General features: G+C 72.6%; 3 protein-coding genes and 1 pseudogene. 3 read left to right on the forward strand and 1 reads right to left on the reverse strand.

All coding sequences use genetic code 11. From position 1 onward, the window contains the following. Positions 1–442: pseudogene (locus tag PSH25_RS25295) on the reverse strand (GNAT family N-acetyltransferase); the annotation flags it as partial. Positions 443–586: 144 nt separating this feature from the next. On the opposite strand from PSH25_RS25295, the gene gltB reads away from it, so the two are divergent. The 3 genes from gltB to PSH25_RS25310 all read left to right on the forward strand — a co-directional run. Then, positions 587–5299 (forward strand): glutamate synthase large subunit, encoded by a 4713-nt coding sequence (gltB, locus tag PSH25_RS25300; RefSeq protein WP_238661436.1) that lies wholly within the window; start codon positions 587–589, stop codon positions 5297–5299. After that, positions 5292–6827 (forward strand): glutamate synthase subunit beta, encoded by a 1536-nt coding sequence (locus PSH25_RS25305; RefSeq protein WP_238661437.1) that lies wholly within the window; start codon positions 5292–5294, stop codon positions 6825–6827. Before gltB ends, PSH25_RS25305 begins: the two co-directional genes overlap by 8 nt. A 174-nt stretch (positions 6828–7001) precedes the next feature. After that, a partial coding sequence (locus tag PSH25_RS25310) for an MFS transporter (RefSeq protein WP_238661438.1) occupies positions 7002–8093 on the forward strand: 1092 nt, incomplete at its 3' end.

The raw sequence follows: 8093 nt of genomic DNA on the forward strand, positions 1-8093 counted from the left end.
CGAACGACACCGCTGCCACCGCACGGCGGGCGGCGACATCGCCGGCGAAGTCGGGGGAGTCCGCTGCCAGCACCCGCACCGCCGCGTCGGAGAGCGTCGCCGGGTCGGGCAGCGCGCTCGGGTCGAGCACCATCAGCGGCGCCTCCAGCACGCTGAGCCCCGCCGAGCGGGCCACCGCCAGCAGCTCGGGGGTCGTCTCGTGCACCCACTCGAAGGCTTCCGGCAGGCCCAGCTTTCGTTGGCGCTCGCGGACCGAGGTCACGTCGGCCAGCGACGGCGGCTCGGTGGCGTCGATCCGGGGGCGGGCGTAGAACGGCCAGCCGGCGCCTTCGCGGACGAACAGCACCAGCCCGCCATGATCCTCGGCAGCGGCGACGTCGCGGGGCACCGCGTCGTAGAAGCGTTCCAACCGGTCGAAGACGTGCTTGTGTCGCGGATCCACCGCGCGAGACTACACGTCCCAGCCAGTGGACGGTGTGATCAATCTCGGGTGGCCGTGCGACCCCGGCCCTAACGTAGACTCAATAGACCCACGGGCCGACGTCGTCCCCACCATGATCCAACCTGAGTGACGACAGGAGGCCCGGTGGCTCAGCCGTACGCGGACACAGAACAGCCGCACCCACACAGCCCGCAGGCGTCCCCGACGCCCCACACCCGTCCGTCCGCCCAGGGCCTCTACGACCCAGCGCAGGAGCACGATGCCTGCGGCGTGGCCTTCGTGGCGGACCTGCACGGCCGGCGTTCACACTCGGTCGTCGCCAACGGGCTCGGCGCGCTCTGTCGACTGGACCACCGGGGCGCCCGTGGCGCGGAGCCGAACACCGGCGACGGCGCGGGCATCATGATCCAGGTGCCCGACGCGTTCCTGCGCGCGGTGGCCGACGTCGCGCTTCCCCCGGCCGGCGAGTACGCCACGGGGCTGGTCTTCCTTCCCGACGACGACGCCGCCGAGGCGCGTGCCCGTCGGGTGGTCGAGAAGTACGCGCTGGTCGAGGGCGCCGACCTGCTCGGCTGGCGGGACGTGCCGATCGACCCGAGTGACCTGGGCGAGACCGCCCTGGCGGCGATGCCCCGGGTCCGGCAGCTCTTCCTGGCCGCGCACCGCCTGACCGACGCGCCCGACGGGCCGGCCGGCTCACCGCTGCGCGGCATCGAGCTGGATCGGGTGGCGTTCTGCCTACGTAAGCAGGCCGAACGGGAGACCGCCGAGCGGGGCGTTCCGGCGTACTTCCCGTCGCTGTCCAGCCGCACCATGGTCTACAAGGGCATGCTCACGCCCGACCAGTTGCCGGCGTTCTACCCGGACCTGCGCGACGAGCGGGTGGACAGCGCCATCGCGCTGGTGCACTCCCGCTTCTCCACCAACACCTTCCCGTCCTGGCCGCTGGCGCACCCGTACCGGTTCATCGCCCACAACGGCGAGATCAACACGATTCGGGGCAACCGCAACTGGATGCAGGCCCGCGAGGCGCTGCTGCGCTCGCCGAACGTGCCGGGCAACATCCGGCGGGTCTTCCCGGTCTGCACCCCCGCCGCCTCCGACTCGGCGAACTTCGACGAGGTCCTGGAGCTGCTGCACCTGGCCGGGCGGAGCCTGCCGCACGCGGTGCTCATGATGATCCCCGAGGCCTGGGAGAACGACCCGGGGATGGACCCGGCGAAGCGTGCCTTCTACCGCTTCCACGCCAGCCTCATGGAGCCGTGGGACGGTCCGGCGTCGGTGGCCTTCACCGACGGCGAGATCGTCGGCGCGGTGCTGGACCGCAACGGGCTGCGTCCGGGGCGCTGGTGGCAGACCGACGACGGGCTCGTGGTGCTCGGCTCCGAGGCGGGTGTCCTCGACCTCGACCCGGCCCACGTGGTCGCGAAGGGGCGCCTCCAGCCGGGCCGGATGTTCCTGGTCGACACCGTGGCCGGGCGGATCGTGCACGACGAGGAGATCAAGTCCGAGTTGGCCGCCGCCCAGCCGTACGGCGAGTGGCTGCACGCCGGGCTGATCGAGCTGAACGACCTGCCGGCGCGCGAGCACACCGTCTACACGCACGACTCGGTGCGCCGCCGGCAGCAGACCTTCGGCTACACGGAGGAGGAGCTGAAGATCCTGCTCGGGCCGATGGCCCGCACCGGCGTCGAGCCGCTCGGCTCGATGGGTACGGACACCCCGATCTCGCCGCTGTCCACCCGGCCGCGGCTGCTCTACGACTACTTCCACCAGCTCTTCGCCCAGGTCACCAACCCGCCGCTGGACGCCATCCGTGAGGAGTTGGTGACCAGTCTGGCGTCGACCATCGGGCCGGAGGGCAACCTGCTCGACCCGGGTGCCGCGAGCTGCCGGCAGATCGTGCTCCCGCACCCGATCCTCGACAACGACGAGCTGGCGAAGATCCTCTCCATCGACGAGGACGGCGACCTGCCCGGCTTCAAGGCGGTCCGGGTCTCCGGGCTGTACCGGATCCGGGAGGGCGCCGCCGGGATCAAGGCACGGCTGACCGAGATCTGCCGGCACGTCTCCGAGGCGATCGAGGACGGCGTACGGATCCTGGTGCTCTCCGACCGGGACTCCAACGCCGACCTGGCGCCGATCCCGTCGCTGCTGCTCACCGCCGCCGTGCACCAGCACCTCGTGCGTGAGCAGACGCGTACGCAGGCGGCGTTGATCGTGGAGTCCGGCGACTGCCGGGAGGTGCACCACGCGGCGGTGCTGATCGGCTACGGCGCGGCGGCGGTCAACCCGTACCTGGCGTTCGAGTCGGTGGAGGACATGGTCGCCACCGGCACGTTGGCGGGTGTGGAGCCCGCCGCCGCGGTGCGCAACTACGCGAAGGCGCTCGGCAAGGGCGTCCTGAAGATCATGTCCAAGATGGGCATCTCGACGGTCTCCTCGTACTGCGGGGCGCAGGTCTTCGAGGCGGTCGGCCTGGACAGCCGGCTGGTCGAGCGCTACTTCCGGGGCACCCCCAGCCGCATCGGCGGGGTGGGTCTCGCGGGTGTGCACACCGAGGTGGCCGCCCGGCACGCGCTGGCCTGGCCCCCGGCCGGCACCGCCACCTCCGACCGGCTGGAGGTCGGTGGCGAGTACCAGTGGCGCCGCGAGGGTGAGCTGCACCTGTTCAACCCGGAGACGGTCTTCCTGCTGCAACACGCCACCCGCAGCCGGCAGTACGACGTCTTCCGGCAGTACACCGCCAAGGTCGACGCGCTCGCCGCGCAGGCCGGTTCCCTGCGCGGGCTGTTCACCCTGCGCACCGGGGTCCGCCCGGCGGTGCCGATCGAGGAGGTCGAGCCGGCCACCGAGATCGTCAAGCGGTTCGCCACCGGCGCCATGTCGTACGGGTCGATCTCGGCGGAGGCGCACGAGACGCTCGCCATCGCCATGAACCGGCTCGGCGGCAAGTCCAACACCGGTGAGGGCGGCGAGGACGTCGAGCGGCTGCACGACCCGGCCCGTCGTTCGGCGGTCAAGCAGATCGCCAGCGGCCGGTTCGGTGTGACAAGCGAATACCTGGTCAACGCCGACGACCTCCAGATCAAGATGGCCCAGGGCGCCAAGCCGGGTGAGGGTGGTCAGCTGCCCGGTAACAAGGTCTGGCCGTGGATCGCCCGGACCCGGCACGCCACCCCCGGCGTGGGTCTGATCTCCCCGCCGCCGCACCACGACATCTACTCCATCGAGGACCTCGCCCAGTTGGTGCACGACCTGAAGTGCGTCAACCCGGCGGCCCGGGTGCACGTCAAGCTGGTCAGTGAGGTCGGCGTCGGCACCGTCGCCGCCGGGGTGGCGAAGCTCAAGGCGGACGTCATCCTGATCTCCGGTCACGACGGCGGCACGGGCGCCTCTCCGATGAACTCGCTCAAGCACGCCGGCACCCCGTGGGAGCTGGGGCTGGCCGAGGCGCAGCAGACGCTGTTGCTCAACAAGCTGCGCGACCGGGTCACCGTGCAGGTCGACGGTCAGCTCAAGACCGGCCGGGACGTGCTGATCGCGACGCTGCTCGGCGCGGAGGAGTTCGGCTTCGCGACCGCGCCGCTGATCGTCGAGGGCTGCGTGATGATGCGGGTCTGCCACCTGGACACCTGCCCAGTCGGCATCGCCACGCAGAACCCGGTGCTGCGGGAGCGCTTCACCGGCAAGCCGGAGTTCGTGGAGAACTTCTTCCTCTTCCTCGCCGAGGAGGTGCGCGGTTACCTGGCCGAGTTGGGCTTCCGGTCGATCGAGGAGGCGATCGGGCAGTCCGAGCTGCTCGACGTGGCCCCGGCGCTGACGCACTGGAAGGCGCACGGGTTGGACCTGGCGCCCGTCCTGCACCTGCCGGAGCTGCCCGCCGGCGCGGCCCGACGCGGGGTCCGCGCGCAGGATCACGGCCTGGAGCAGGCACTCGACAACGAGCTGATCGCGCTGGCCCGTCCGGCTCTGGAGGACGGGGCGCCGGTGCGGGTCGAGGTGGCGGTGCGCAACGAGCACCGCAGCGTCGGCGCGATGCTCGGCGGTGAGGTGACCCGTCGCTTCGGTGGCGCCGGCCTTCCCGAGGACACCATCGAGTTCGTGCTGCACGGCACGGCTGGGCAGTCGTTCGGCGCGTTCCTGCCGCGCGGGGTGACCCTGCGCCTGCACGGCGACGCCAACGACTACGTGGGCAAGGGCCTCTCCGGGGGCCGGCTCATCGTCCGCCCGGACGCCGCCGCGCCGTTCCTCGACCCGGACGCCGCGCCGGGGCAGCGGGCCGAGGATCAGATCATCGCCGGCAACACCATCCTGTACGGGGCCACGGCGGGCGAGGTCTTCCTGCGCGGCCGGGTGGGGGAGCGGTTCGCGGTGCGCAACTCCGGCGCGGTCGCCGTGGTCGAGGGTGTCGGTGACCACGGCTGCGAGTACATGACCGGCGGCACGGTGGTGGTGCTCGGCGCGACCGGCCGCAACTTCGCCGCCGGCATGTCCGGCGGGATGGCGTTCGTGCACCACCTGGACCGGGCCCGGGTCAACGCGGAACTGGTCGACCTGATGCCACTGGGCGAGCAGGAACAGTCGCTGTTGCACGAGCTGGTCCAACGGCACGTGGCCGAGACCGGGTCGGCGGTCGCCGAGGAGCTGCTCAAGCGGTGGCCGGAGGCGATGGCCGAGTTCACCGCGGTGGTACCCCGCGACTACCGCCGGGTGCTGGAGATCATGCGGGCCGCCGAAGCAGCCGGCCGCGACGTCGACGACGCGGTCATGACAGAACTGACCGCACCCGCTGTGCCGGCGATGCCGGTGCCGCCCGCCCCGCGGGTGGCTGCCCAGGAGGTGGCACGTGCCTGACCCGAACGGTTTCCTGCGCTACGACCGGCGGTTGCCGGCCCGCCGCCCGGTGCCGGTGCGGATCAGCGACTGGCGGGAGGTGTACCCGCCGGCCGGCGAGGAACTGGTCCGTGAGCAGGCCACCCGATGCATGGACTGCGGCATCCCGTTCTGCCACGACGGCTGCCCGCTGGGCAACCGCATCCCGGACTGGAACGACCTGGTGCGGACCGGCAACTGGGACGCCGCGGTGGAGTCGCTGCACGCCACCAACAACTTCCCGGAGTTCACCGGCCGGCTCTGCCCGGCGCCCTGCGAGGCGGCCTGCGTGCTCGGCATCTCCGGCGGTCAACCGGTGACCATCAAGCAGGTCGAGGTGGAGATCGCCGACGCCGCCGCGGCGCGGGGGTTCACCCCCCGCCCGGTGCCGGCGCCGTCGGGCCGCTCGGTCGCCGTCGTCGGCTCCGGGCCCGCCGGCCTCGCCGCCGCCCAGCAGTTGGCCCGCGCCGGTCACGCCGTGACGGTGTACGAACGCGACGACGCGATCGGTGGCCTGCTCCGGTACGGCATCCCCGACTTCAAGTTGGAGAAGCGGCACATCGACGCCCGGCTGGCCCAGCTCACCGCCGAGGGGGTGCGCTTCCGCACCGGCGTGAACGTCGGGGTGGACGTCACCGCCGACCAGTTGCGCGCCGAGCACGACGCGGTGTTGCTGGCCGCTGGGGCGTTGCAGGGTCGGGACACCCCGGAGACCCCGGGGCGGGCGCTTCGGGGCGTACACCAGGCGATGGCGCACCTGGTCGCGGCGAATCGCGCGGTCGCCACCGCGGCCACCGACCAGGCCGGCGTGGTGGCCACCGGCGAGCGTCGGCTGGCGCGGGCGGTGTTGCCGGACGGCACTCCGATCGACGCGGCCGGCAAGCACGTGGTGATCATCGGTGGCGGTGACACGGCGGCGGACTGTCTCGGTGTGGCGCACCGCCAGGGCGCCGCGGGCGTGCACCAGCTCGACCTGTACCCGCAGCCGCCGCGCGAGCGCGACGAGGCACGGGACCCGTGGCCGACCTGGCCGTGGGTCCTGCGCAGCTACCCGGCGCACGAGGAGGGTGGCGAGCGGGTCTTCGCCGTGGCGGTGCAGGAGTTCGTGGACGACGGCACCGGCCAGGTGCGGGCGGTGCGGATCGCCGAGGTGACCGTGCAGAAGCGCGACGGCCGACGGGTCGTCACCGTGGTGCCGGGCTCCGAGCGGGAGTTGCCGGCCGATCTGGTGCTGCTGGCGATCGGCTTCGAGGGCACCGAGCAGCAGCCGCTGCTGGCCCAGTTCGGTGTGGCCCGCAACCCTCGGGGCGCCATCGACGCCCGCGACGACTGGCAGACCGACGCCGACGGGGTGTTCGTTGCCGGTGACATGCACCGGGGCGCGTCGCTGATCGTCTGGGCCATCGCCGAGGGGCGGGCGGCCGCCGCCGCCATCCACGCCTATCTGGGCGGTGTCGGCGCGTTGCCGGCCCCGGTGGGCCCGGCCGCGCAGGCCCTCGCCGCTCGCTGAGGTGCGGGCGTCCGGTCGGTGCGGCAGTTCTGCTGCCGCACCGGCCGGACATTCCCGCTGGTGAAGCCGCTCACAAATGTGGGCAAAAAGGTTTAGGCCGGCAAGACTTGCCGGCTGCCGAACCGCGCCGCGATCGGCATGAATGATCATGCTGCCGATCGCTGGAGGTTCGTCGTGGCCAGAGGTGCCACCTTCGCCGCGCTGCGCCACCGCAATTACCGGATCTGGGCGCTCGCCGGCTTCGTCTCCGTCATCGGCACCTGGATGCAGGTCCTCGGGGTCAACTGGTACGTCCTGAAGGAAACCGGCTCGGCGACGTCCATGGGCTTCGCCGTGCTGCTCCAGGCGGCGCCCACGCTGCTGCTCAGCGTCTGGGGCGGTGTGCTGGCCGACCGGCTGCCGGCCCGCCCGTTGCTGATCGCCGCCCAGGGTGCCCACGCCGCGCTCGCCGCCGGACTGGCGGCGGTCGCCCTGACCGGGGTCGGCGGCCTGCCGCTGATCTTCGCGATCTCCCTGGCCGCCGGTGCCGTCTCGGCGGTCGAAGGCCCGGTGCTGGGGCGCTGGGCAGCCAGCCTCGTCGACCGGGAGACGCTGGGCAACGCCCTGGCGCTCGGTTCCCTCACCAACTCCGCCGGCCGCATCCTCGGCATGAGCCTCGGTGCCGTGGTGGTGGCAGCCGTCGGCCCCGCCCTGCTGTTCGGCATCAACGCGGCCAGCTTCGCCGCCGTGGTGGTGGCGCTGTTCGCCGTACGCCCGGCAGCCGTGCCCGGCCTCCCGGTGCCGGACGCCGGCCGGGCCCGGGGCGGTGTCCGGGCCGGGTTCGCCTACCTGCGGGGGCAGCCGGTGCTGCTCCTCGCGCTGGCCCTGTCGTTCGTGCTCGGCAGCCTGGGCCGCAACTACCAGGTGACCATGGCCGCCATGAGCGACGGCCCACTGAACGCCGGCGCCTCCGGGTACGGCCTGCTGTCGACCGTGTTCGCGGTCGGAACGGTGGTGGGTGCGCTCGTCGCGGCCCGGCGGAGTTCCCTGGGCTACCGGACGCTCGTCGTGGCAGGCCTGCTCGCCAGCGGGTTGCAGATCGTCGCCGGCCTCGCACCGGGCACCTGGAGCTTCGCCGCGGTGATCCTGCCGATCGCCGCCGCCGCGGTGGTCATCGACACCACCGTCGGCACCCGCGCCCAGCTCGACACCGACGCCGCGATGCGGGGCCGGGTGCTCGCCGCCCTGGCGGTCACCGGCTCGGTCTCCGCCGCGGTCGGTGCCCCG

The organism is Micromonospora foliorum (assembly GCF_022229015.1).
Taxonomy (GTDB): Bacteria; Actinomycetota; Actinomycetes; order Mycobacteriales; family Micromonosporaceae; genus Micromonospora; species Micromonospora foliorum.